Source organism: Isoptericola variabilis (genome assembly GCF_050311655.1).
GTDB lineage: Bacteria > Actinomycetota > Actinomycetes > Actinomycetales > Cellulomonadaceae > Isoptericola > Isoptericola variabilis.
Genome location: NZ_JBNOZM010000035.1, coordinates 1 through 232 on the forward strand (window position 1 = coordinate 1; position 232 = coordinate 232).

At 76.3% G+C, this 232-nt stretch carries 1 pseudogene; it reads right to left on the reverse strand.

Going from position 1 to position 232, the window contains the following annotated elements:
- Positions 1 to 185, reverse strand: a pseudogene (locus ACQP60_RS20965) (HIT family hydrolase); the annotation flags it as partial.
- Between the last annotated feature and the right edge of the window lie 47 nt (positions 186 to 232).

A 232-nucleotide genomic window follows, 5' to 3' on the forward strand; every position in this document is an offset into this window, starting at 1 on the left:
AACGGGCACTGCGCCACCGAGCCGTCGGCGGGCGTGTCCTGCCCGCCGATGTAGACCATGCGGTGCGGCGTCCACAGGCGCTGCAGCCCGTCCTCGGGCGGGCCGACGTCGGCCGCCGGGACGGTCGCCGGCACGTCGGCGCCGATCCCGTCGTGATCCTCGTGCTCCTGAGGGGGGCCGGTCATGCCCGCCCCGCTCAGACCTGGACGCGGTCGCGCACCGCGGCGACGAT